The 21,396-nt window shown below is 72.9% G+C and carries 23 protein-coding genes and 1 pseudogene; 6 read left to right on the top strand and 18 right to left on the bottom strand.

Going from position 1 to position 21,396, the window contains the following annotated elements; all coding sequences use genetic code 11:
• Positions 1 to 91: 91 nt before the first annotated feature.
• Complete coding sequence (locus tag EV684_RS22845) at positions 92 to 949, bottom strand: AraC family transcriptional regulator (RefSeq protein WP_242478670.1); 858 nt, start codon at positions 947 to 949, stop codon at positions 92 to 94.
• Between the two features lie 155 nt (positions 950 to 1,104).
• On the opposite strand from EV684_RS22845, the pseudogene EV684_RS24715 reads away from it, so the two are divergent.
• The 3 genes and pseudogenes from EV684_RS24715 to glpK all read left to right on the top strand — a co-directional run.
• Positions 1,105 to 1,548, top strand: a pseudogene (locus tag EV684_RS24715) (glycosyltransferase); the annotation flags it as partial.
• Between the two features lie 215 nt (positions 1,549 to 1,763).
• A complete protein-coding gene (locus EV684_RS22850) occupies positions 1,764 to 2,189 on the top strand; it encodes a glycosyltransferase (RefSeq protein ID WP_132649654.1) in 426 nt (141 codons plus the stop codon).
• A gap of 53 nt (positions 2,190 to 2,242) precedes the next feature.
• Positions 2,243 to 3,739 carry a glycerol kinase GlpK gene (gene glpK / locus EV684_RS22855; protein ID WP_132649655.1) on the top strand — a complete coding sequence of 499 codons (1,497 nt, stop codon included), beginning with the start codon at positions 2,243 to 2,245 and terminating at the stop codon, positions 3,737 to 3,739.
• Between the two features lie 20 nt (positions 3,740 to 3,759).
• Here glpK and EV684_RS24720 read toward each other — a convergent pair whose 3' ends face one another.
• Positions 3,760 to 4,392, bottom strand: coding sequence for an H-NS histone family protein (locus EV684_RS24720; RefSeq protein ID WP_375138685.1), 633 nt, complete (start codon positions 4,390 to 4,392; stop codon positions 3,760 to 3,762).
• 45 nt (positions 4,393 to 4,437) lie between these two features.
• Positions 4,438 to 5,103, bottom strand: a complete 666-nt coding sequence (locus EV684_RS22865) for a TetR/AcrR family transcriptional regulator (protein WP_132649656.1) — start codon at positions 5,101 to 5,103, stop codon at positions 4,438 to 4,440.
• 156 nt (positions 5,104 to 5,259) lie between these two features.
• On the opposite strand from EV684_RS22865, the gene EV684_RS22870 reads away from it, so the two are divergent.
• Positions 5,260 to 6,072, top strand: coding sequence for a DAPG hydrolase family protein (locus EV684_RS22870; protein WP_132649657.1), 813 nt, complete (start codon positions 5,260 to 5,262; stop codon positions 6,070 to 6,072).
• Here EV684_RS22870 and EV684_RS22875 read toward each other — a convergent pair.
• The 13 genes from EV684_RS22875 to EV684_RS22935 form a co-directional block, all read right to left on the bottom strand.
• Positions 6,069 to 6,569 carry a GNAT family N-acetyltransferase gene (locus EV684_RS22875; RefSeq protein ID WP_132649658.1) on the bottom strand — a complete coding sequence of 167 codons (501 nt, stop codon included), beginning with the start codon at positions 6,567 to 6,569 and terminating at the stop codon, positions 6,069 to 6,071. The two genes, EV684_RS22870 and EV684_RS22875, sit on opposite strands and share 4 nt — an antisense overlap.
• Complete coding sequence (locus EV684_RS22880) at positions 6,566 to 7,033, bottom strand: OsmC family protein (protein WP_132649659.1); 468 nt, start codon at positions 7,031 to 7,033, stop codon at positions 6,566 to 6,568. The genes EV684_RS22875 and EV684_RS22880 overlap by 4 nt, the downstream gene beginning before the upstream one ends.
• A 61-nt stretch (positions 7,034 to 7,094) precedes the next feature.
• On the bottom strand, positions 7,095 to 7,475 hold the full coding sequence (locus tag EV684_RS22885; protein WP_132649660.1) for a DnaJ family domain-containing protein: 381 nt from the start codon (positions 7,473 to 7,475) through the stop codon (positions 7,095 to 7,097).
• A gap of 10 nt (positions 7,476 to 7,485) precedes the next feature.
• The gene (locus EV684_RS22890) at positions 7,486 to 8,838 is read right to left on the bottom strand and encodes a tetratricopeptide repeat protein (protein WP_132649661.1); all 1,353 of its coding nucleotides are present in this window, start codon (positions 8,836 to 8,838) and stop codon (positions 7,486 to 7,488) included.
• Positions 8,839 to 8,954: 116 nt separating this feature from the next.
• A complete protein-coding gene (locus tag EV684_RS22895; RefSeq protein ID WP_132649662.1) occupies positions 8,955 to 10,343 on the bottom strand; it encodes an amidase in 1,389 nt (462 codons plus the stop codon).
• Complete coding sequence (locus EV684_RS22900) at positions 10,343 to 11,845, bottom strand: ABC transporter substrate-binding protein (RefSeq protein WP_132649663.1); 1,503 nt, start codon at positions 11,843 to 11,845, stop codon at positions 10,343 to 10,345. Before EV684_RS22900 ends, EV684_RS22895 begins: the two co-directional genes overlap by 1 nt.
• Positions 11,829 to 12,644, bottom strand: a complete 816-nt coding sequence (locus EV684_RS22905) for an ATP-binding cassette domain-containing protein (protein WP_132649664.1) — start codon at positions 12,642 to 12,644, stop codon at positions 11,829 to 11,831. The genes EV684_RS22900 and EV684_RS22905 overlap by 17 nt, the downstream gene beginning before the upstream one ends.
• Positions 12,641 to 13,615, bottom strand: coding sequence for an ABC transporter ATP-binding protein (locus tag EV684_RS22910; protein WP_132649665.1), 975 nt, complete (start codon positions 13,613 to 13,615; stop codon positions 12,641 to 12,643). The genes EV684_RS22905 and EV684_RS22910 overlap by 4 nt, the downstream gene beginning before the upstream one ends.
• 120 nt (positions 13,616 to 13,735) lie before the next feature.
• Positions 13,736 to 14,737, bottom strand: coding sequence for a porin (locus tag EV684_RS22915; RefSeq protein ID WP_132649666.1), 1,002 nt, complete (start codon positions 14,735 to 14,737; stop codon positions 13,736 to 13,738).
• Between the two features lie 357 nt (positions 14,738 to 15,094).
• On the bottom strand, positions 15,095 to 15,613 hold the full coding sequence (locus tag EV684_RS22920) for a class IV adenylate cyclase (protein WP_132649667.1): 519 nt from the start codon (positions 15,611 to 15,613) through the stop codon (positions 15,095 to 15,097).
• A gap of 22 nt (positions 15,614 to 15,635) precedes the next feature.
• A complete protein-coding gene (locus EV684_RS22925; protein WP_242478671.1) occupies positions 15,636 to 16,496 on the bottom strand; it encodes an ABC transporter permease in 861 nt (286 codons plus the stop codon).
• Positions 16,493 to 17,449, bottom strand: a complete 957-nt coding sequence (locus EV684_RS22930; protein WP_132649668.1) for an ABC transporter permease — start codon at positions 17,447 to 17,449, stop codon at positions 16,493 to 16,495. The genes EV684_RS22925 and EV684_RS22930 overlap by 4 nt, the downstream gene beginning before the upstream one ends.
• Positions 17,450 to 17,552: 103 nt before the next feature.
• Positions 17,553 to 17,795, bottom strand: a complete 243-nt coding sequence (locus EV684_RS22935) for a hypothetical protein (protein ID WP_132649669.1) — start codon at positions 17,793 to 17,795, stop codon at positions 17,553 to 17,555.
• A gap of 124 nt (positions 17,796 to 17,919) precedes the next feature.
• Between EV684_RS22935 and EV684_RS22940 the strand changes: the two genes are divergently transcribed.
• The gene (locus EV684_RS22940; RefSeq protein ID WP_132649670.1) at positions 17,920 to 18,864 is read left to right on the top strand and encodes a LysR family transcriptional regulator; all 945 of its coding nucleotides are present in this window, start codon (positions 17,920 to 17,922) and stop codon (positions 18,862 to 18,864) included.
• 3 nt (positions 18,865 to 18,867) lie between these two features.
• Here EV684_RS22940 and EV684_RS22945 read toward each other — a convergent pair whose 3' ends face one another.
• Complete coding sequence (locus EV684_RS22945) at positions 18,868 to 20,064, bottom strand: amino acid aminotransferase (RefSeq protein ID WP_132649671.1); 1,197 nt, start codon at positions 20,062 to 20,064, stop codon at positions 18,868 to 18,870.
• Positions 20,061 to 20,549: a glutathione peroxidase gene (locus tag EV684_RS22950; RefSeq protein ID WP_132649672.1), complete on the bottom strand. Its 489-nt coding sequence runs from the start codon at positions 20,547 to 20,549 to the stop codon at positions 20,061 to 20,063. Before EV684_RS22950 ends, EV684_RS22945 begins: the two co-directional genes overlap by 4 nt.
• Positions 20,550 to 20,658: 109 nt before the next feature.
• Here EV684_RS22950 and EV684_RS22955 point away from each other — a divergent pair, with 109 nt between their 5' ends.
• Positions 20,659 to 21,393, top strand: coding sequence for a response regulator (locus EV684_RS22955; RefSeq protein ID WP_132649673.1), 735 nt, complete (start codon positions 20,659 to 20,661; stop codon positions 21,391 to 21,393).
• Positions 21,394 to 21,396: the final 3 nt, after the last annotated feature.

The following is a 21,396-nucleotide window of genomic DNA, read 5'->3' on the forward strand; positions in this document are numbered from 1 at the left end:
CGGTTGTTGAGTGGACTGGGGGTTTGGCGATTTCCAGTCTCTCAGAACCTCTCCGGGTGAACACCCGCAACAACCTATTGAAGCTTCACAGCTAGCGCGCCCGGATCTGGCGCTGGTAACGCGCCGGCGTGACGCCGTAGCGCGCCGCGAAGGCGCGTGTCAGGTGCGCCTGGTCGGCCAGCCCGGTGGCCGCGGCCACCTCGGCCGGCGCGACGCCGGCGGCGAGCTGGCGCTGCGCGGCCAGCAGGCGCAGCGACATCAGCACCTGCTGCGGCGTCGCACCCTGCGCCTCGCGGAAGCGGCGCAGGAAGTGGAACGGGCTCAGGCCGGCGACGGCCGCCAGCTCCTCCAGCGTCAGGCGTTCGGCTAGGCGGTCCTGCATGTAGTCCAGCACCGGCGCGAAACGCGGCATGGCCTCGCGCACCGCGGCGTGGTCGGCACGCGCGTGCGGCTGCAGCGCGGCCAGCAGGTCGGCGAGCAGGCCGTCGAAGGCCAGCGGCTCGTCGGCCGCCTGCCACAGCGCGGCCAGCAGCCGGCCGACGCGGCGCGCGCGCGGGGCGTCGGCCGCCACGGCGTCGGCGAAGCGCCAGCGCTCGCCGGTCAGCGCCTGGACCAGCGCCTCGTCGACGTAGGCCATGCGGTAGCGCCAGCCGGCCTCGGTCTCGGCGCGGCCGGTGTGCACTTCGCCGGGGTTCATCAGCACCAGCGAGTCCGGCGGCGCGAGGTGATCGCTGCCGCGATAGCGGAAACGCTCGACGCCGGCTTCGATCGCGCCGACACCGAAGCCGTCGTGCGCGTGCGGCTCGAAGGCGTGGCGCACGATGGCCGCGCGGTACAGCTCCACGCCCGGGCGGTGCGCCGGGCGGCGGAACTCGGCGGCGTCCTCGGGCGCGTCGAAGGCCTGGGGCACGCCGGGCATAGTCGCCAGCGGATCGGTGAGCCGGGTCATGGGGCGCCCAATCTAACGCGCCGCGCCAGCGGGCGTGCGCCGGGTCGCGGCAAACCCGCGGCGCGGGCCGCGGTGGACAATCGGCCGAGCACCGCACGACCGCCGCCGATGTCCATTCCCGCCCTCTCGTTCCCCCGCCCCGCCGGAGCCCGCCCATGGTGAGCACGATCCACGTGCTCGGCAGCCGCGAGCTCGGTGGCGCCGACCGCTTCTTCATCCGCCTCGTCGAGGCGCTCACGAGCGCCGGCCACCCGACGCTGGCCGTCACCCGTCCCGGCAGCCCGGTGGCACGCGCGCTGGCCCCGTCGGTCGAGCAGGTTCACCTGGCGCTGGGCTCGAAGTGGGACCTGCTGTCGCGCTGGCGGCTGACACGGCTGATCGCGCAGCGCCAGCCCGACGTCGTGCAGACCTACATGGGCCGCGCGACGCGGCTCACCCGGCTGCCCGCCGGCAGCCGGGCGGCGCTGGTGGCGCGCCTGGGCGGCTACTACAAGATCCCCGGCTACTACGAGCATGCGCACGCCTGGGTCGGCAACACGCGCGGCATCTGCGATTACCTGAAGCGCGAAGGCCTGCCCGCCGACCACGTCTTCTACATCGGCAACTTCGTGCCCTCGCCGCGCGCGGTGGCGCCGGCCGAGCTCGATGCGCTGCGTGCGACGCTGGCGCTGCCGCCCGGTGCACGCGTGCTGCTGGCGCTGGGCCGCGTGATCGCCAAGAAGGGCTTCGCCGACCTGCTGGACGCGCTCGCCCAGGCGCCCGACGCGCCCGGGCGGCCGCCGGTGGTGCTGGTGATCGCCGGCGACGGCCCGAGATGCCGGCGCTGCGGGCGCAGTGCGAGCGCCTGGGGCTGGCGGCACGCGTGCGCTTCGCCGGCTGGCAGGACGACCCGGTGCCGTTCTACGAACTCGCCGACCTCTTCGTCTGCCCCTCGCGCCACGAGCCGCTGGGCAACGTCATCCTCGAAGCCTGGCAGCACCGCCTGCCGGTGCTGAGCACGCGCAACGAAGGCGCGACCGAACTCGTCGCCGAAGACCGCAACGCGCTGCTGGCACCGCTGTCGAACCCGGCCGGCCTGGGCGAGGGCCTGCGCCGGCTGTTCGCGCTGGACGACGCGGCGCTGGACGCGCTGGCCACCGCCGGCCACGAGACCGTGCAGCGCGAGCACCACGCCGACGCGGTGCTGCAGGCCTACCTCGAGCTCTACGACCGGCTGATGCACGAGCGCCGCCGCGCCTGATTCCGCGGCGCGCCGGGCGCCGATATGCTCCTTGGCTCGCCAGGAGCACCGCCATGACCCGCCACGTCCTCGCGCTCGACCAGGGCACCTCCAGCTCGCGCAGCATCGTCTTCGACGAGGCCGGGCGCGTCGTCGCGCTCGCCCAGCGCGAGTTCCGCCAGCACTATCCGCAGCCCGGCTGGGTCGAGCACGACCCCGAGGAGATCTGGCAGAGCCAGCTCGCCACCGCGCAGGAGGCGATCGCGCGCGCCGGGCTGACGGCGCGCGACATCGCCGCGATCGGCATCACCAACCAGCGCGAGACCACCGTCGTCTGGAACCGCCGCACCGGGCGCCCGGTGTGCAACGCCATCGTCTGGCAGGACCGGCGCGGCGAGCCGCTGTGCGCCCAGCTGCGCGAACGCGGCCTGGAGGACACGGTGCGGCGCAGCACCGGGCTGGTCATCGACCCGTACTTCTCGGCGACCAAGATCCGCTGGATCCTGGACCACGTGAACGGCGCGCACCTCGCCGCGGCCCAGGGCGAGCTGGCTTTCGGCACCGTCGACAGCTGGCTGATCTGGAAGCTGACCGGCGGCCGCGTGCACGCCACCGACGTCAGCAACGCGTCGCGCACGATGCTCTACGACATCCGCCACGACGTCTGGGACCACGAGCTGCTGGCCGCGCTGCACGTGCCCGACAGCCTGCTGCCGCAGGTGCTGCCGTCCAGCCACCCGTTCGGCGAGACCGAGCCCGGGCTGTTCGGCGCACCGATCGCCATCGCCGGCGTCGCCGGCGACCAGCAGGCGGCGCTGTTCGGCCAGGCTTGTTTCGAGCCCGGGCTGGCGAAGAACACCTACGGCACCGGCTGCTTCATGCTGATGCACACCGGCGAGCGTTTCGAGCGTTCGAGCAACGGCCTGGTGTCGACCGCCGCGGCGCGCTGCGGCACGGCGCGCGAGTACGCGATGGAAGGCAGCGTCTTCATCGGCGGCGCCGTCGTGCAATGGCTGCGCGACGGGCTGCAGGCCATCCGCGCCAGCGGCGAGGTGCAGGCGCTGGCCGAGAGCGTGCCCGACGCCGGCGGCGTGATGTTCGTGCCGGCCTTCACCGGCCTGGGCGCGCCGTACTGGAACGCCGACGCGCGCGGCACCATCGTCGGCCTGACACGCGGCAGCACCGTCGCGCACATCGCGCGCGCGGCGCTGGAGAGCATCGCCTTCCAGAGCGCGGCGCTGCTGCAGGCGATGGCGCGCGACACCGCGGCCCAGGGCGGACGGCCGCTGTCGGAGCTGCGCGTGGACGGCGGCGCCTGCGTCAACGACCTGCTGATGCAGTTCCAGGCCGACCTGCTGGGCATCCCGGTGGTGCGCCCGCAGGTCACCGAGACGACCGCGCTGGGCGCGGCCTATCTCGCGGGGCTGGGGGTGGGCGTGTGGCGCGACCGTTCGGAGATCGGCGCGCTGTGGCAGGCCGAACGCCGTTTCCTGCCGACGCTGGCGCGCGAACGCGCCGCGGAGCTGATGGCGCGCTGGGAGCGCGCCGTGCGCCAGACCGTCGCCGAGTGACGCCGGCCCGGCACGCCGGGTCAGGCCCCGACTTCCAGATCCTGCAGCGTCTTGCCGGCGGCGAGCGCGTCACGCACCCATTGCGGGCGTTTGCCGCGGCCGACCCAGGTATTGCCGGCGTCGTCGCGGTATTTGGCGATGACGATCTTGCGTTTGCGCGAACGCGGTTTGGCCGCCACCAGGCCGAGATCGGCGGCCGTCAGCCCGTATTGGGCAATCTGCTCGCGCACGCTGGCGATGACGGCGTCGACTTCCCGGCGCCGGAGGGTTTCGGCCTGGGCTTTCAGGGACTCGATCTGCTTGAGGACTTCGCTGTAGGTTTTCGTCATGATCGTTCCGGGCTGGCGCGGCCGCCGGTGTCCTCCCCGCGGGCCGGTTGCGTCGACCGGCCCGCCCGCCACGTGCGGCGGCGGGTGATGCACGCGGGCCGGCGGCCCGCGCAGCGCGGAACTTACCACGGCCCCCGCGGGGGTCGCGGAGCATTTCTGCATTTGCAATGGCAACGCCTGGAACAGGACGTGGAACGCGGGGAATTGGCAACATCGGCGGCCCGCGGCAATCGCTGACCGGCACAAGTTCTTGCAATTCACGGCCGATTGCAGCGCTTTCTCCGCAGCGATGGCGAGGCGCCGGTGCTCGCCCGGGATACGCAATTCAATTGCGTATCGCGGTTCCGCCCGGGTGGCTGCGGTGGCGCCTCAGGGTGGCGACTGCCGGGCGCCGGCCGGAACGAGCAGCATCTGCAAGGCCTGGCGGGCGAGCTCGTCGGCCAGGCCTTGCGCCGCCGCACGATCGGTGCTCATCGCCGCGCCCAGCAGCGGCAGGGCGATCGCCGGCAGCAGCATGCGCAGGCACAACGCGGGGTCCGTCGCACGCAGCACGCCCTGGTCGATCGCAGCGCGCACGATCGGCGCCGCGGCGGCAAGGAAAGGCTCGACCAGCAGGCGCTCGATCGACTCCAGCCGCGGCCCCGGCGTGCAGGTCTCCTGCATCAGCAGCGCCGGGAACTCCGGGATCTCCAGGCTGATGCGCGAGAACAGGACGATGAACTCGCAAAAGCCGCCGCGTGCGTCGCCGCCGGCGGCGAGGTGGTCGAACTGCGCACGGTAGTGCTCGCCGGCGGCGGCCAGATCGTCGATCACCGCGCGCCACAGCGCGTCCTTGGAGCCGAACAGGCGCGCGACGAGCGCGACGTCGACCCCCGCCTGGGCCGCGATGTCGCGCAGGCTGGCGCCGTCGAAACCCTTGCGCGCGAAGCTGCGGCGCGCCGCGACGAGCAGCGCCTCGCGGCCCGAGGGTGCGTGCGACGGCCGGCGCCCTCGGGGCGGTCGGGCGCGGGGATCGGCCTCGGACTGGATCGGCATGGGGTGGAAGGCGCAGGACGCCCGCGGTGGCGGCAGCACACGGACACGGGCGCGTGGATTATGCCGAGCGGTCCCGCCACGACCGGCCCGCCCGGCTTGACGCCGGGCCGGACGACGCTAGCATGTCAACGTTCGTTGATTTAAAACGGGACTGCCATGAGAAGCCTCGCCCTGACCGCCGAAGAACGCCACCAGCCCTACGCCGCGTACTTCTCCCGCCGACCCGCGGCGCCCGACCCGCGGCGGCTGGAGGCGATGTCCGCGCCGATGGACCCGGCCCAGGCGCTGCGCGCCGAAGACCGCGGCCGGCTGCTCGACCCGGGCTATCACGGGGTGGAATGCGGCTGGTGCATCCTGCCCGACGGCACCGGTTACGTCGCCAACCACACGCCGATGCCCGGCGTGACGCTGGAGATGGTGAACTGGTGGTTCGCGTGGCACGCGCTGGAGGACCTGCGCTACAAGATCTGGTGGCCGGCCGGTCACTTCTCGGCCAGCATCCCCGACCCGGCGCAGCGCGCACGCGCCGCCGATGCCCGCCGGCCGCTCGTCGAACGCTTCCAGGGCATCACCCACCACGTCCAGGAGGACGTCGGCGGCGGCCCCGAGGACATCCTGATCTCGTTCATGACGCCGCAGGACTTCGGCCTGGACATGGCCCGCTTCGACGCCGCACGCCACACGCTGGTGGCGGCCAACGGCAGGAGCCGGCCGGTGGGCGCGTTCTTCCTGCGGCCCTGGGCGAGCGCGGTGATGTGCCACTTCGTGCGCACGACGGACGACGGCGTCGAGTTCCGCTCGCGCTTCTGGCTGGGCCGCCAGCTCGTCGACGGCCAGCCCAGGACCAGGCTGCCGCCCTTCGTGAAGGTGCCAGCCGCCGCGGCGCGCGGCCTGGCCCGGCACAACGTGCTGGAGTACGCGAACCTCGCGTCCTTCCTGCCGGCGCTGTATCGGGAGATGAACGCCTAGGCGTTGTGGCGCCAGACGCGGGCGCGGCCGCCGAGGAAGTCGATCTCGGTGTCGGCCACCGCGCCCAGGCGTTCGGCGAGCCGGATCGAGCGCTCGTTCTCGGGGCGGATCAGGCTGATCGGCGAGACGATGCCGCGCACGTCGCGGCCCCAGGCGAGCGCGGCGCGTGCCGCCTCCTGGGCGTAGCCCTGGCCCCAGGCGTCGCGCGCCAGCAGCCAGCCGAGCTCGCAGCCGGGCCAGCCCTCGGGGTGCATGAAGCCGGCGCGGCCGATCATGCGGCCGTCGCTCTGGCGCTCGACGGCCCACATGCCGTGGCCGCGCAGCGTCCAGTGGCCGATGAACAGCGCCACCTGGCGCCAGGCGACGTCGCGTTCGACCGGGCCACCGGCGCCGATGTGGCGCATGACCTCGGCGTCGGCGCACATCTCGGCATAGGGCTCGACGTCGGCCGGGCCGAAGCTGCGCAGCACGAGGCGCGCGGTGCGCAGCCGCGTCACGGCTGCGGCTCCACGCGCACCGCGGTCTTCACCGAGTTGGCGATGAAACACGCCTCGTGGGCACGGTGGTGCAGCACCGCCAGGCGTGCGGCCTCGGGCACGGCATCGCCGGCCAGGCGCACGCGCGGGCGCAGCGTCACGGTGGTCAGGAAGGGCCGGCCGTGCTCGTCGCGGCCCATCGTGCCGACGGCGTCGTCGAGGTAGGAGTCGACACGCCAGCCGGCGCTGGCGGCCAGCGACAGGAACCACAGCATGTGGCAGCTCGCCAGCGAGGCGACGAACAGCTCCTCGGGATCGACGGCGCTGGCGTTGGAGTACGGCAGCGGCACGACCCCGGGCGAAGCCGAGGCGGCGATCTCGGCGCCGCCGTCGAAACGCAGCGCATGCAACCGGCTGTAGCGCTGGTCGGTGAAGGCCTCGGCGGGCTGGCGCCGCCATTCGACCTGGGCGTGGTGTTCGGACATGGGCCCTCGCGGAGGACTGGACCACGGCATTGTGCGCCCGCGCGCGGCGCCCGGGCGCCGATCAGAGGCTGGCGCTGCGGCGCAGGTGTTCGAGGCGCAACGCCAGCTGCTGGCGCAGCTCGGCGACACGCTGGCGCCTGGCGCGCCAGGCCGGCGTGTCGGCTTCGGCCGCCGGCGCGGCGTCGAGCTCGGCCTGCAGCGCGGCGATCTCGCGCATCAGCTCGACCTCGGCGGGCACGTGGCCGGCGTCCTTGAGGATCTTGAAGGGCATCTTCAGCCCGTCGGGCGTCTGGTCGTAGCCGTCGTCCAGCGCCAGCGGCCGGCCCCAGCTGGGCGCGGATTTCAGCTCGCCGCTGTCCTGGCTCTGGCGCAGCGCGTCGGCGATCTGCTCGTCCAGCGTGCGCAGGCGCTCGAGCCGCTTGTCCTCGCGCCGCGTCGCCATGTCCGCCGCCTCAGGCGCGCGCCTCGCGCGCCAGGCCCAGGCGCGAGGCCCAGTGGCGCGTCAGCGCCGTCGCCGGCTTGGCCATCAGGCGCTCGTTGAGCAGCGCCCGGCCGAGGTCGCGCCGCCGCCCCTGCACCGCCGCGGCGAGCAGGGTCTGGTCGATCAGGTCGCGCTGCGCGTGGCTGCCGCCGAGCGCCGGCGCGGACATGCGCGCCGGGTAGAGGATGTCGGCGGCCGTATCGACGTCGCCGCGCGCGAAGGCGAGGAAAGCGCGCATCAGCGGCAGGCCGACCTCGCGCGCCATGGTGTGGTTGACGCGCCGTGCGTCGTCCAGGGCGAGCGCACGTTCGGCACAGCGCGCGACCCAGCGTTCGGCGCGCGGCAACTGGCCCGCGGCGATCAGCGCGGTGACGCGGTGCAGATCGTTGAAGGCGTAGTAGCCGGGTTCGTCGTCGGCCTCGGCCCAGGCGTCGGCCAGCGCCAGCGCACGCGCCGAGACGTCCTCGCCGACGAGGTGCAGCCGCCACAGCATCGCCGCGGCGTCGACGCGCTGCAGCGTCGTCGTCAGCGCCTCGGCCGTCAGGTGACCGTCGATCAGGCGCAGCACGCCGGCGCAGTCCATCGCCTCGACGCGGAACAGCGCCTTGTGCCACCACAGGTGCGAGGCGAACTCGTTGCCGTCGGCCCAGTCGTGCTGGTGCAGCCGCAGCCAGGCCGAACCCTCGTCGTGCCGGCCCTGCATCTCCAGCACGTGGGCCACGGCGTGCACCGCCCAGGTGACGCGCCGGTCGGCCTGCAGCGCCTGGCGCGCGGCCTCCTCGGCCTGCGGGTACAGGTTGCACTCCTCCAGCCCGAAGGCGTAGAGGCCGAGCACGAACGGGTACAGCGGGTCGTCGGCGTCCCAGTCGGGCAGCGAACGCGCCGGGCGCATGCGCATGCCGGCGGCGTCGCCACGATGCAGGTCCCACTGGTGCGACCACTGCAGCGCCAGCGCGTCGCGCGGGTACTCCAGCAGCAGGTCGTCCCAGCGGCGGCAGGCGTTGTGCCAGCGGCCTTCGAGCACCAGCTGCAGTGCTTCGAGGTGCGCACGTTCGCGCACGCCGGCACTGCCCAGGCGCTCGCGCGCCGCGTCCAGGTGCCGGGCCACGGCGGCGAGTTCGCCGGGGTCGGTGGCGGCGAGCAGCCAGCCCGCCGTCATCAGGTGCGGCATCGCCCAGCCGGGATCGGCCGCGATCGCCGCGTCGAGATCGGCCAGCGGCGAGTCGTAGAACGACATCAGCCGCCACAGCGCCGACTCCGCGGCATCACGCGCGGCGGCGACACCGCAGCCGACGGGATTGCCTCGCAGATCGAAGAACGCCATGGCGAGACTGTAGCGCGAGCACGTAACAGGCCGCGGCGGGGCTCAGCCCTCGCGCGTGAAATCGCGCTTGGGCCTTCGGCAGGCGCAGAACGCCTTCCGGCGTCCTGCGTCCGGCCTCAGACCAGCGGCCCGGCGGGCAGCGGCGGCCGCAGCCGCTCCCAGGCGCGCGCCAGGCGCAGCACGCCCAGGTCGTCGTGGCGCCGGCCGGCGATCTGCAGCCCGACCGGCAGGCCGTCGGCCGTCATGCCCGCCGGCACCGCGATCGCCGGCTGCTCGCTCATGTTGAACGGCAGCGTGAAGCCGATGTGCGCCATCGCCTGCGCCGGGTCGTTCGTCGGGCTGGCGTGCAGCGCCGGGAAGGCCGGCACCGGCGCCACCGGCGAGAGCACGAAGTCGAACGGCGCGCAGGCCGCGACCGCGGCGTCGCGCAGCGCCGCCATCTGCGCGTGGCCGTGGAAGACCTGGGCGGCGCTGTAGCCGGCGCCGCGGCCGGCCCAGTCGCGGATGAAGGGCAGCACACGTTCGCGCCGGTCGGCCGGCAGCGCCTGCAGGTCCAGCCAGGAGCGCATGCGCCAGAACAGATCGATGCCCTCGGCCATCTCGGGCGTCGTGAACGCTGCCAGCGGCTCGACGATGCAGCCGGCGGCTTCGAAAGCCCGTGCGGCGGCGGTGACGATCTCGACGTGGCGCGGCTGCGGCGCCAGGCCCCAGCCGGCGTCGAGCAGCAGGCCCAGGCGCAGGCCGCGCAGGTCCAGGTCGTCGAGCCGGTCCCAGGCGATGGCCTGCGGCGGCAGGCTGGTCGCGTCACGCGCATCGGGGCGCGACAGTTCGGCCATCAGCAGCGCGGCGTCGGTCACGGTGCGCGTGATCGGCCCGGCGCAGCGCCCGGCGTACGGCGGCACGATCGGCACGCGGCCCAGGCTGGGTTTGAAGCCGACGACGCCGCACCAGCCGGCGGGCAGGCGGATCGAGCCGCCGATGTCGGTGCCGACGTGCAGCGGGCCGTAGCCGGCGGCGGCCCCGGCGCCGGCGCCGGCACTGCTGCCGCCGGGCGTCAGCGCCGGGTTCCAGGGGTTGCGCGCGGCGGCGTGCAGGCTCGACAGCCCCGAGGACAGCATGCCGTAGTCGGGCATCGTCGTGCGCGCGACGAAGACGCAGCCGGCTTCGCGCAGGCGCGCCGCGGGCGGCGAGTCCTCGGTCTCGGGCGCGGCCTCGACGGCGGCGCAGCCCAGCGGCTTGGGCCAGCCGCGCGTGCCGATGTTCTCCTTGAGCATCGCCGGCACGCCGTCCAGCGCCGACAGCGGCCGGCCTTGGCGATGCCGTTCTTCAGACTCGGCCGCCGCGGCGAGCGCGCTGTCGGGGTCGAAGCCCCAGGTGGCGTGCAGCGTCGGCTCCAGGCGCTCGACACGCTCGATGACGGCCCGCGTGGCCTGCACCGGCGACAGCTCGCCGCGCCGGTACAGCGTGGCCAGCGCCGCCGCGTCGAGCGTGTGCAGCGCCGTCATCAGCCGCCCCAGGAGACGGCGGCCAGGTCGTTGGCGAAGATCGGCGAGCGCGTCCACAGCCCGCGCAGGCCCTTGCGCCAGACCGCCACCTGCGCCGGGTTCCAGAGGAAGACGCTGGCCGCGTCGTCGGCCAGCTTGCGCTGGATCTCGCGCCACAGCCGCGCCTTCTCGCGCGCGTCGTTGCTGCCGGCGTGCGTGGCGACGAGGCGGCGGAAGTCGGCGCTGTCGTAGCCGAAGTAGTACTTCGGGTCGGCGTAGGCGGTGGCGTAGTCCAGCGGCTCGACGTGGTTGATGATCGTGAGGTCGAACTGGCCCTTGAACGCGCCCGACAGCCACTGCGCCCACTCGACGTTCTCGATCTTCGCGACGACGCCGACCTTGGCCAGCATCGCGGCGACGATCTCGCCGCCCTTGCGCGCGTAAGGCGGCGGCGGCAGCGTCAGCGTGACGTGCAGCGGCGTCGTCACGCCGGCTTCCTTCAGCAGCGCACGCGCCTTGTCGGGGTCGTGGGCGACGAGGCCGGACAGGTCGACGTAGCCGCTGTCGGTGGGCGCGAAATGGCTGCCGATCGGCGTGCCCAGGCCTTCCTGGGCGCCGGCGATGAAGGCGCGGCGGTCGATGGCGTGGGTCAGCGCGCGGCGCACGCGCACATCGTCGAAGGGTTTGCGGCGGTGGTTGACGGCCAGGATGCCCTTGCCGGCGGTGGCGCCGACCTCGACGACGAAACGCCGGTCGGCGCGCAGCTGCGGCAACGCCTGCAGCGCGGCGAAACGCGGCATCGCGTCGACGTCGCCGGCCAGCAGCGCCGCGACCTGGGCCGCGGGGTCGTTGATGAAACGGAAGACGACCCGCTCCAGCGCGACACGCGCGGCGTCGCGGTGGCCGGCCCACTTGGCCAGCGTGACGCTGACGCCGCGTCTCCAGTCCTCGACGCGGTACGGCCCGGTGCCGACCGGCCGCGTTGCCGCGTGGGCGGCGCTGGCCGGGTGCAGGATGACGGCGCTGCTCTCGCCGAGACGGAACGGCAGCGTCGCGTCGGCGTTGGCCAGCGTCAGGATGACCGTTTGCGGGTTCTCGACGCTGATGCGCGCGATGTTGTCGAACACCGCCTTCTTCGCCTTGTTCGTGCTGCCCTCGGCGCGCGCGCGCTCGAAGCTCCAGCGCACCGCCTCGGCATCGAAGACCGCGCCGTCGGAGAAGGCGACGCCGCGGCGCAGCCGGAAGACGTAGCTCTTGCCGTCGGGCGAGACGGTCCAGGACTCGGCGAGCAGCGGCGACACGCGGCCGTCCATGCCGATCTTCGTCAGCCCTTCGAGCACGTTGTAGTGCACGATCTCGCCGATCGCCGCGGCCGGCGCGACGGTCGGGTCCAGGCCGGGCGGCTCCAGCACCATGCCGAGCACCAGGCGCTTCTTCGACGCCTGGGCCTGCGCTGCGGGCAGCGCGGCGGCCAGCGGCAGGCCGGCCAGCAGCGTGTTGACGGTTCTACGGGTGGGATTCATGGCCGGGCGATTCTGCGCCAAGGGCCGCGGCCAGCAGCCGGCGCGTGTACGGGTGCTCGGGCGCGCGGAACAGCCGCTCGGGTGTGCCGCGTTCGACGACCCGGCCCTGGTAGAGCACCAGCACCTCGTCGCTGACCAGGTCGACGACCGCCAGGTCGTGGCTGATGAAGAGATAGGCGACGCCGTAGCGCTGCTGCAGGTCCTGCATCAGGTTCAGCACCTGGGCCTGCACCGAGACGTCGAGCGCGCTGACCGGCTCGTCGGCGACGATCAGCTTCGGCCGCGTGACCAGCGCGCGTGCGATCGCGATGCGCTGGCGCTGGCCACCGCTGAACTCGTGCGGGTACTTCGGCAAATCGGCCGGGCCCAGGCCGACGGCCTCCAGCACCTCGACGGCACGCGCGAGCTGCTCCTCGCGCCCGGCGCCGTGCAGCACGGCCAGCGGCTCGGTGACGGTCTGCAGCACGCTGCGGCGCGGGTCGAGCGAGCCGTAGGGATCCTGGAAGACCATCTGGAACTTGGCACGCGCGCGCCGCAGCGCCTCGGGCGCCAGCGTGTGCAGGTCCTCGCCGTCGAGCAGCACGCGGCCGGCGCTGGGCGTCTCCAGCGCCATCACCAGGCGCGCCAGCGTGCTCTTGCCCGAGCCCGACTCGCCGACGATGCCCAGCGTGCGCCCGGCTTCGAGCGTGAAGCTCGCGTCGGCCAGCGCCTGCATCTCGGGTGCCGGTGCGAACAGATGCTGGCGCGGCAGGCGGTAGCGCTTGCCCAGCCCCTGGACCTGCAGCAGCGGCGCCGTCATGGGTGAAGCCGGATGCAGCGCGCCTCGTGGCCCGGGCCGACGGCCACCGGCGCCGGCAGCGCAGCGCGGCACTCGGCGACCGCGCGCGGGCAGCGCTCGGCGAAGGGGCAGCCAGCGGGGCGTTCGCCCAGCGCCGGCACGCGCCCGGGAATCGTCGCCAGACGGGTGCCGCGCGCCAGCCCCAGCCGCGGCTGGGCGGCGAACAGCGCACGCGTGTAAGGATGCGCCAGACGCTCGAAGACGGCGGCCGTCGGCCCGCTCTCGACGACGACGCCGGCGTACATCACGAGCAGGTGTTCGACCGAGCGCGCCATCACGCCCAGGTCGTGGCTGATCAGCAGCAGCGCCATGCCGGTGTCGGCGCGCAGTTCAGCGATCAGGTCCAGCACCTCGCGGCGCACGGTGGCGTCGAGCGCGGTGGTCGGCTCGTCGGCGATCAACAGCTCGGGCGCGCAGGCCAGCGCGATCGCGATGACGACACGCTGGCGCTGGCCGCCGGAGAGCTGGTGCGGGTAAGCGTCGAGCCGGCGCGCCGCGTCGGGCAGGTGCACCCGTTCAAGCAGGCGCAGCGCCTCGGCACGCGCGGCCGCCGCCGACAGGCCGCGATGCAGGCGCAGCGGCTCGGCGATCTGGCGGCCGACGGTGTGCAGCGGGTTCAGCGCCGTCATCGGCTCCTGGAAGACCATCGCCAGGCGGTCGCCGCGCAGCGTGCACCAGTCGCGTTCGGCGAGCGCGGTCAGCTCGCGGCCGTCGAGCACGATCGAGCCGCTGATGCGCGCGGCCTCGGGCAGCAGGCCCATCAGCGCCAGCGCGGTCAGCGACTTGCCGCAGCCGGACTCGCCGATCAGGCCCAGCGTGCCGCCGCGGCCGAGCGTGAAGGACACACCGTCGAGCGCCGCGCCGGCGCCCGTCGCGGTCGGCAGCACGACCCTCAGGTCGCGCACGGCAAGCAGTTCGGAAGACAGGGACATCGGGGACACGGCGGCCGGCAACGATACGCCGCCGGCGGCGCCCATGAAAAAAGCCCCGGCACCAGGGCACCGGGGCTTGCTCGGCACCGGCGGCCGTGAGGCCGCCGGTCGCTCCGTCGATCAGAACGAGTGGCGGATGCCGATTTCCAGACCTTGCGACTTGTCGCCGGCGGCGATCGTCGAGTAGTCGTTGGACACCGTGAAGGCGGCGCCGTCGTCGTTGTCGATCACCGCATAGGTGCCGTACAGCGCGGTGCGCTTGCTCAGGTTGTAGATCGCGCCCAGGGCGAAGCGGTTGGCATCACGATCGGTGACGTCGCTGGACTTGCTCTGCGAGTACGCAGCGCGCAGCACGAAAGCGCCGACCGGCACCGTGGCGCCGACGGTCATGTGCTCGTCCTTGTCGCCTTGGTACTTGGCCTGCTGGTAGGCGGCCATCAGCTTGGCAACGCCGAAGTCGTAGGAGCCGCCGATCACCGCCAGCTTGACGTCGTCGGAGGTGACTTCGGTCTGGCCGTAGGCGCCGCTGACGTCGAAGGCGCCGGCCTTGAAGCCCAGGCGGCCGCCGAAGTACTTCTTGCCCGCGGTGCCTTCGCCGGCGGCGACCGAGGCTTGGCCGTAGATGCCACCCAGGTTGCCCGGCAGGATGTAGCTGACTTGGTTGTCGGCACGGACCTTGGTGTCGACGCCGCCCCAGACCTTGTAGATGCGGGTGGTGTCGGCGATGCCGGTCGTGCCGAACGCGTCGTAGTCGGCCAGGCCGGAGTAGGTCGGCGTGAAGTCACGGCCCAGGCGGACTTCGCCCAGCGAGTCGGAGATCACGCTGACGGTCGCACGACGGTGCCAGAAGCGGCTGTTCGGCTGGGTGCCTTCGTCGGCCTTGACTTCGGACTCGAGCCAGAAGCCGGCCTTCAGGCCGCCGCCCAGGTCTTCGACGCCACGGAAGCCGATGCGGCCGGTGCTCAGGCCGCTGCTGCCCAGCACGTCACGCGTACCGGCGCTGTCGTTGTCCAGGTGGCGGTAGGCCACGTCGACGATACCGAACACGGTGACCGACGACTGGGCCGAAGCGCTGCCGGCGGCAGCGGCCAGGACGGCCAGAGCGATGAGGGACTTCTTCATATGGATTCCTCGTTGGGGGATGGGATTCAGACACACAGGCCGCAGCCAGGCGGCACCTCAGCGACTGGAAGGCTACGAACCGGCCGGGACTGCAACTAGCTCTTCCAGCGCAATAGTGTCGTGCACAGGAAGAAATAATAAACCCGGATTGCGTCCGACGTCCCGTCATGCCACGGCGCTACGCGCGCCCGTACGTCGTGCGCCCTCGCGTAAACCAGTCGCGTGACGGTCCGCCGCCCGGCACCGGGAGTGCCCCAGGGCGTCCCACCATGGTCCGCAGCCGTGCGCTGCAGCGCCGAAGCAACACCGCTTCATGTTGCACCGCCGCAACGTTTACTGACCCCCAGGCCCGCGCGGTCAGCCCCGGGGCGGCTGCAGGTCGGCGTAGGCCGTGGCCAGACGCGGCGCTTCGGCCAGTCCGAGCGCGGCCAGCAACTGCTCGGCGACCTGGCGTCCGTCGGCTTCGCACTCGGTGTCTTCGAGCACGACCTCGATCTCGACGAAGTCGCCCAGGCCTTCGACCCGATCCAGGTGCAGGCGCGAGCGCCCGACGCGCGCGAGCCAGCGCTGCTTGCGCACGCATGCCCGCACGCCCAGGCCACGCACGAGGACCCGGTGCAGCGCCTCGGCCGCTTCGCCGACGGCGACGCGTTCATAGTCCGACAGGCGCGCGCCGCTGCCGTCGGGGCGCTCGTAGTGGATCAGCTCGGCGCTGCCGTCGGCGAAGCGGCGCAGCTTCAGCCGGCCGCTGGCGACGGAGTAGAAGACGTCGTCCTGCTCGATGAGTTCGAGCGCCGCGCCGGACAGCGCGACGGCGCGTTGGTGCAGAGCGTCGAGCGACTCGACGCGGACCTTGATCTCGACGTTGCGTGCCATCTCGCTCCCCGATGCAGACCGATCATCGCGCGCCTGCGCCGGGCCGGGCCAGGCGCGGGTCCAGCAGGTCGCGCAGACCGTCGCCAAGCAGGTTCAGGCCGAGCACCGCGGTCATGATCGCCAGGCCCGGGTAGACGGCCTGCATCGGTGCCTGGAACCACTGCGTCTGGGCCTCGTTGAGCATGCGGCCCCAGCTCGGCCGCGGCGGCTGCGTGCCCAGGCCGAGGTAGCTCAGTGCCGCCTCGGCCAGGATCGCCGTGGCGAAGGCGATCGTCGCCTGCACGACGATGGGCGCGGCGATGTTGGGCAGCACGTGGTCCAGCGTGATGCGCCACGCGCCCTTGCCGGCGGCCCGTGCGGCGAGCACGTACTCGCGCGCCCAGACGCCCAGCGCGGCGCCGCGCGTGATGCGCGCGAACACCGGCACGTTGTACAGGCCGATCGCGACGACGCTGGTGGCCAGGCCCGGGCCCTGCACCGCCGCCAGCAGCAGGGCCGACAGCAGCGCCGGGAAGGCGAAGCCGAAGTCGGCCGCACGCATCAGCGCCTCGTCGATCCAGCCGCGCCGGGCAGCGGCCAGCGCGCCCAGCGCCACGCCCAGCGTGAGCCCGATGGCGACCGCGACGACACCGACGAGCAGGCTGGTCTGCGCGCCGGCCATCAGCAGCGAGACGATGTCGCGCCCCAGACTGTCGGTGCCCAGCCAGTGCGCCGCCGACGGCGGCTGCAGCCGGGAGGCGATGTCCAGCTCCTGCGGCGCCCAGGGCGTCCAGGCCAGCGAAACCAGCGCCAGCAGCACGACCGCGCCAGACAGCGCCGCGCCGAGCATCAAGCCCGGGCTGCGCCGCGCGCGTGCGGCAACGCAGACGCCGGCCGGTCTCATGCGTGCCGCAGCCGCGGGTCGACGAGGGCGTAGAGCAGGTCGACGACGAAGTTGACGACGATGACCAGCGCCGCCAGCAGCAGCACGACGTCGCGCACGACGACGAGGTCGCGGTTGGCCACCGCCTGGAAGACGAGGCGTCCCAGCCCGGGCAGCACGAAGACGTTCTCGACGACGATCGTCCCGGTGACGAGGTTGGCGAACTGCAGCCCGGCGACCGTGAGCACCGGGATCGCGGCGTTGCGCAGCACGTGGCGGCGCAGCGTCTGCACTCGCGACAGGCCCTTGGCACGCGCGGTGCGCACGTAGTCCTCGCCCATCGTGTCGAGCACCGCCGAACGCGTGACACGCGCCAGGATCGCCGCCTGCACCGCCGCCAGCGCCAGCGCCGGCAGCGCCAGCGCCTTCAAGCCGTCGGCCAGCCCGCCGCCCTCGTCCACGCTCCAGCCGGGGAAGCCCCCCGCGCCGACCCACTGCAGCTGCACCGCGAACAGCAGGATCAGCAGCATCGCCAGCCAGAAGCTCGGCAGCGCCAGCCCGAGCTGGGTGGCGATCATCACGCCGACGTCGCCGGCACGACCGCGGCGCGCAGCCGCATAGATGCCTGCGGCCAGCGCAACGGCGACGGTCAGCACCATGGCCAGCGCCGCCAGCGGCAGCGTGACGCTCAGGCGTTCGGCGATCAGCTCGGCGGTCGGCGTGTCATACGCGATGCTGTCGGCGGTGCGGCCCTGCAGCAGGCCGCCGATCCACTCGGCATAGCGCTGCACGGCGGGCCGGTCCAGGCCCAGTCGCGACTCCAGCGCGGCCACCGCCTCGGGGGTCGCGGTCTCGCCCAGCACCACCTCGGCGGCACTGCCGGGCAGCAGCTCGAGCACCACGAAGACGATCATCGACGCCGCGACCAGCGTCAGCACGAAGGTCGCGAAACGGCGCAGCAGGAACACGGACATCGCGGGCAATGATGCCCGATGGCGGCCGCTGCCCCGACGAAAAACGGCCCCGGCGCAGCAGGCGTCGGGGCCGTAGCGGCGGCAACTCGGCCGCCGGGGGTGATCAGTCGCCCAGCCCTTCGTGGCGCGCCGCGGCGGCGTAAAGGTCGGCGGCGAAACCGGGGTCGGTGTTCTCGACCTGGTGCGCCAGCTCGCGCACCACGGCGATGTCGTGCACGCGTTCCGGGGTCACCGGGTGCGGCGTGAAGCGCTTCATCAGGCGCGAGAACAGCTCGGCGGCGATCAAGGCACCGCGGGGGATCTCCTGCGCGGGTGCGACCGTCTGGACTTCAACGTAAATGCCCATCGTATTTCCTGTCGGCACAACCCTCGTGGGGCTGCGATGGGAGCATTTTCAGGGTTTACCCCATGTCAATCCACTGAATGTTTTGCATCATCAGCATAAACAACGTTCATATCAGAATCGGATCATGAACTTCCGCACACTCGACCTGAACCTGCTGCGCGTGTTCGATGCGGTGATGACCGAAGGCAGCCTAACGCGCGCCGCCGAGGTGCTGGCCGTCACGCAGCCCGCGGCCAGCCACTCGCTCAAGCGCCTGCACGAGGCCGTGGGCGAGCCTCTGTTCGTGCGCGGCTCGCACGGCATGAAGCCGACACCGCGCGCGCAGGCGCTGTGGCCGGTGGTGCGCGAGGGCCTGGCCGAGCTGCAGCGGGCGCTGGCCCCGGAGGAGTTCGACGCGCGCACCCAGGAGGCGAACTTCCGCATCGCGATGTCCGACGCGCCGGCCTCGGTGCTGACGCCGATCCTCGTGCGCGCGATCGAGGCCCGCCGGGCGCGCGTCGACCTGCGCCTGGTGCCGCTGACCAGCCGCGACCCGCGCACGATGCTGCGCGACGGCGAGGCCGACCTGGCCGTCGGCCACTTCCCGGAGGCGATCGCGGCCATCGTCGCCGACGGTCCGCCCTCCGGCCTGCTGCACCGCCAGCTGCACCGCAGCCACTACGTCTGCGTGATGCGCCGGGGCCATCCGCTGGCCGACGCGCTGACGCTGGATGCCTTCTGCGAGGCGCACCACGTGCTGGTCAGCTTCTCGGGCCGGCCGCACGGAATGATCGACGAGGCGCTGGCCGCACTCGGCCGGCGCCGGCGCATCGTGCTCACCGTCAACCAGTACTACACCGCCGGCCGCGTCGTCACGCAGTCGGACCTGATCACGGTGCTGCCGCTGTCCTTCGTCGCCGCCACCGGAACGCCGCAGCGGCTCGTGACGCGCACGCTGCCGGCGCCGGTGACGCTGCCGCCGGTGGGCGTGCACATGGTCTGGCCGGCACGACAGGACGGCGACCCGGCGCAGCGCTGGCTGCGTGCGCTGGTGCAGCAGGCGGTCGGCCGGGAGATCCCGGCCGAGTGAGCATCAGACGACCGCGGCGATCGCCTCGGCCGTGCGCTCGACGTTGCCGCTGTTGAGCCCGGCCACGCAGATGCGGCCCGAGCGCACGAGGTAGACGCCGAACTCCTCGCGCAGCCGGTCGACCTGCTGAGCCGACAGGCCGGTGTAGCTGAACATGCCGCGCTGGCTGAGGAAGTAGCCGAAGTCGCGCCCCGGCTTGCGCGCCGCGAGCACCTCGTGCAGCGCCCGGCGCATCGCCAGGATGCGCTCGCGCATCGCCGCGACGTCGGCCTCCCACGAAGCGCGCAGCCCCGGCTCGCCGAGCACGCGTGCGACGACGCCGGCCGCATGCAGCCCCGGGCTGGAGTAGTTGCGGCGCACCGTGGCCTTCATCTGGCCGAGCACGAGCTCGGCCTCGGCGCGATCGGCGCACACCACCGACAGCGCGCCGGCGCGTTCGCCGTACAGGCTCATGCTCTTGGAGAACGAGTTCGAGACGAAGAACGGCAGCCCGGCCTCGGCCAGCGTGCGGATCGCGAAGGCGTCCTGCTCGATGCCGTCGCCGTAGCCCTGGTAGGCGATGTCCAGGAACGGGATCAGGCCGCGCTCGCGCACGATCGTCACCAGCTCGCTCCACTGCGCCTGCGACAGGTCGACACCGGTCGGGTTGTGGCAGCAGGCGTGCAGCAGCACGACGTCGCCGGCCGGCAGGCCGCGCAGCGTCTCGCACAAACGATCGAAGGCGACGCCGCCGGTGGCCGCGTCGTAGTACGGGTAGGCCTTCACGGCCAGGCCGGCGCCTTCGAAGATCGAGCGGTGGTTGTCCCAGGTCGGGTCGCTGACCCAGACCGTGCTGGCCGCAAACCAGCGCTTCAGGAAGTCGGCGCCGACCTTCAGGCCGCCGCTGGAACCGATGGTCTGCAGCGTCGCGACGCGGCCCTCGGCGACGGCGGCGCTGGCGGCGCCGAACAGCAGCGTCTGCACCGCCGCGCGCATCGGGCCCGAACCTTCCATCGGCAGATAGGGCTTGGGGCCGGATTCGGCCAGCAGCTGCGCCTCGGCCTGGCGCACGCAGTCGAGCACCGGGATGCGGCCGGCATCGTCGAAGTAGATGCCGATCGAGAGGTTCACCTTGGCCGGGCGCGGGTCGCGGCCGAAGGCCTCGTTGAGCGACAGGATCGGGTCGCCCGCGTAGGGCTCGAGGTGGGAGAAGACGGTCATGCCGAAAGCGCTTTCTCGATGTCGGCGGCCAGCGAGGCCGGAGAGTCGGTCGGCGCGTAACGCTTGAGCACGCGTCCGTCGCGGCCGACGAGGAATTTGGTGAAGTTCCACTTCACCGCCTGGGTGCCAAGCACGCCGCGCGCCTCGGTGGTGAGCCACTGCCACAACGGATGCGCGTCGCCGCCGTTGACCTTCACCTTGGCCATCATCGGGAAGCTGACGCCGTAGTTCATCTGGCAGAACGAGGCGATCTCGTCGTTGCTGCCCGGGTCCTGAGCACCAAACTCGTTGCTGGGGAATCCCAGGATCACGAGGCCGCGCTCGCGGTAGGCCTGCCAGAGCTGTTCGAGCCCGGCGAACTGCGGCGTGAAGCCGCAACGGCTGGCGGTGTTGACGACGAGCACCACCTGGCCTTCATAGGAAGACAGCGGCGCGGGGCGGCCGTCGATCGTGACGGCGTCGAAATCGGACAGGGTCGCGGCCATCGGAGCTCCGGTCGTGACGAAACGCGCATCCTAAGCCCCCGTCTGATGACTGGCGTTGACACGGCCGATTGGCGCCGCGCAGCATCGTCGTCCGCGCCCCGTCACCGCCATGCTGCACCGCCTCCACCTGCTCGGCTTCAGCGTCTTCGAGCGCAGCACGCTCGCCAGCTGCGTGCGCCTGGCCGCCACGCGCGAGCCGGGTTACGTGCTCGCACCCGACCCCGACGGCGCCGATTTCCTCATCGCCGACGCCGACGATGTCGATGCCGTGCTCAGCACGACGGCCGCCGGCCGTGTCGCCGACGCGGTCTTCGTCGGCCGCCACGCACCCGAAGGCGCCGCGGCCTGGATGCCTCGGCCGCTGGACGCGCTGCTGCTGCTGCGCGAACTGGACGCCATCGTCGCGATGCGCGGCGCCGCCGCACCGGCCGAGCGCCGCCGCTTCGTGCCGCACGCGCTGATCGTCGACGACAGCGAGGTCGCCACGCGCTACCTCGCCGGCCGCCTGGAGCGCCTGGGCCTGCCCAGCATCGCCGCACGGACCAGCGGCCAGGCGCTCGAACGCCTGGCCCGCCAGCGCTTCGAGTTCGTCTTCGTCGACGTCGAGCTCGGCGACACGAGCGAACTCGACGGCCTGGCGCTGTGCCGGCGCCTGCGCCGCGAGCCCAGCCCGGGCGCCCGCGGCGCGGTCCTGGTGCTGGTCTCGGCGCACCACGGCGAGGTCGACCGGGTGCGCGGTGCGCTCGCCGGCGCCGATGCCTACCTCGGCAAACCGCTGGACGACGACGAGCTGACGCGCCTGGTGTCGCGGCCGCCGCGCGCCGCGGCACCGGCCAGCCACTGAAAC

It is taken from the genome of Rubrivivax gelatinosus (assembly GCF_004340905.1).
Lineage (GTDB): Bacteria > Pseudomonadota > Gammaproteobacteria > Burkholderiales > Burkholderiaceae_C > Rubrivivax > Rubrivivax gelatinosus.

What these genes read in the sequence shown, in the direction of transcription:
- EV684_RS22940 (WP_132649670.1), top strand. Translation starts at nt 17,920, where the DNA reads ATGAACTTCCGCACACTCGACCTGAACCTGCTGCGCGTGTTCGATGCG.
- EV684_RS22870 (WP_132649657.1), top strand. Translation starts at nt 5,260, where the DNA reads ATGAGAAGCCTCGCCCTGACCGCCGAAGAACGCCACCAGCCCTACGCC.
- EV684_RS22915 (WP_132649666.1), bottom strand. Translation starts at nt 14,737, where the DNA reads ATGAAGAAGTCCCTCATCGCTCTGGCCGTCCTGGCCGCTGCCGCCGGC.
- EV684_RS22885 (WP_132649660.1), bottom strand. Translation starts at nt 7,475, where the DNA reads ATGGCGACGCGGCGCGAGGACAAGCGGCTCGAGCGCCTGCGCACGCTG.
- EV684_RS22850 (WP_132649654.1), top strand. Translation starts at nt 1,764, where the DNA reads ATGCCGGCGCTGCGGGCGCAGTGCGAGCGCCTGGGGCTGGCGGCACGC.
- EV684_RS22955 (WP_132649673.1), top strand. Translation starts at nt 20,659, where the DNA reads ATGCTGCACCGCCTCCACCTGCTCGGCTTCAGCGTCTTCGAGCGCAGC.
- EV684_RS22905 (WP_132649664.1), bottom strand. Translation starts at nt 12,644, where the DNA reads ATGACGGCGCCGCTGCTGCAGGTCCAGGGGCTGGGCAAGCGCTACCGC.
- EV684_RS22925 (WP_242478671.1), bottom strand. Translation starts at nt 16,496, where the DNA reads ATGAGACCGGCCGGCGTCTGCGTTGCCGCACGCGCGCGGCGCAGCCCG.
- EV684_RS22930 (WP_132649668.1), bottom strand. Translation starts at nt 17,449, where the DNA reads ATGTCCGTGTTCCTGCTGCGCCGTTTCGCGACCTTCGTGCTGACGCTG.
- EV684_RS22900 (WP_132649663.1), bottom strand. Translation starts at nt 11,845, where the DNA reads ATGAATCCCACCCGTAGAACCGTCAACACGCTGCTGGCCGGCCTGCCG.
- EV684_RS22935 (WP_132649669.1), bottom strand. Translation starts at nt 17,795, where the DNA reads ATGGGCATTTACGTTGAAGTCCAGACGGTCGCACCCGCGCAGGAGATC.
- EV684_RS22845 (WP_242478670.1), bottom strand. Translation starts at nt 949, where the DNA reads ATGACCCGGCTCACCGATCCGCTGGCGACTATGCCCGGCGTGCCCCAG.
- EV684_RS22880 (WP_132649659.1), bottom strand. Translation starts at nt 7,033, where the DNA reads ATGTCCGAACACCACGCCCAGGTCGAATGGCGGCGCCAGCCCGCCGAG.
- EV684_RS22920 (WP_132649667.1), bottom strand. Translation starts at nt 15,613, where the DNA reads ATGGCACGCAACGTCGAGATCAAGGTCCGCGTCGAGTCGCTCGACGCT.
- EV684_RS22945 (WP_132649671.1), bottom strand. Translation starts at nt 20,064, where the DNA reads ATGACCGTCTTCTCCCACCTCGAGCCCTACGCGGGCGACCCGATCCTG.
- EV684_RS22865 (WP_132649656.1), bottom strand. Translation starts at nt 5,103, where the DNA reads ATGCCGATCCAGTCCGAGGCCGATCCCCGCGCCCGACCGCCCCGAGGG.
- EV684_RS22950 (WP_132649672.1), bottom strand. Translation starts at nt 20,549, where the DNA reads ATGGCCGCGACCCTGTCCGATTTCGACGCCGTCACGATCGACGGCCGC.
- EV684_RS22895 (WP_132649662.1), bottom strand. Translation starts at nt 10,343, where the DNA reads ATGACGGCGCTGCACACGCTCGACGCGGCGGCGCTGGCCACGCTGTAC.
- EV684_RS22910 (WP_132649665.1), bottom strand. Translation starts at nt 13,615, where the DNA reads ATGTCCCTGTCTTCCGAACTGCTTGCCGTGCGCGACCTGAGGGTCGTG.
- EV684_RS22890 (WP_132649661.1), bottom strand. Translation starts at nt 8,838, where the DNA reads ATGGCGTTCTTCGATCTGCGAGGCAATCCCGTCGGCTGCGGTGTCGCC.
- glpK (WP_132649655.1), top strand. Translation starts at nt 2,243, where the DNA reads ATGACCCGCCACGTCCTCGCGCTCGACCAGGGCACCTCCAGCTCGCGC.